Here is a 459-nt window from a genome sequence, read left to right on the forward strand (position 1 = left end):
TTTTATATTCTTTACACCTGAAAAGAGGAGGAATTATAAAATGAACCTAAAGAACGTATCTACAAAAGATATAAGTGAAGAGTTAGAGAAACGAGATGGAGTTACATCAATCCATGTAGAGCCACATGTAAAAGTAGAAGTGGCTGGAGTAGTTGTGGAAGGACCGGCTATTATTTTAATAAATCAAGATTAACTCTTTTTGTTTGTATGTCTAAAAGTTGAGAGTTTTAGATATGGTATTTTGATAATGAAAACAACATGATTTGAATAGAATTTTCTTCTTGATTTCATCTAAAAGATAGTCTAGAATTAAATGTACATAAGAATTATATCTTTTAGACGTTTGAAAGGGGATGTTTGAATGGAGTTAGTCGGATATGCACGTGTAAGTACAAGAGATCAGAATTTAGGGTTACAAATTGAAAAGTTAGAATCATTTGGTTGTAAAAAGATATTTAT

General features: G+C 29.8%; 2 protein-coding genes. Both read left to right on the forward strand.

From position 1 onward, the window contains the following. The first annotated feature begins 40 nt into the window (after positions 1-40). Positions 41-193, forward strand: a complete 153-nt coding sequence (locus tag ACODS7_RS32585; RefSeq protein ID WP_006915692.1) for a BC1881 family protein — start codon at positions 41-43, stop codon at positions 191-193. 168 nt (positions 194-361) lie between these two features. Then, on the forward strand, positions 362-459 hold a 98-nt coding region (locus ACODS7_RS32590; RefSeq protein ID WP_488828698.1), incomplete at its 3' end, for a recombinase family protein.

The organism is Bacillus sp. FG16 (genome assembly GCF_057809515.1).

Excerpts from the sequence above, each read along its gene's own strand:
- ACODS7_RS32585 (WP_006915692.1), top strand. The coding sequence starts at position 41 with ATGAACCTAAAGAACGTATCTACAAAAGATATAAGTGAAGAGTTAGAG.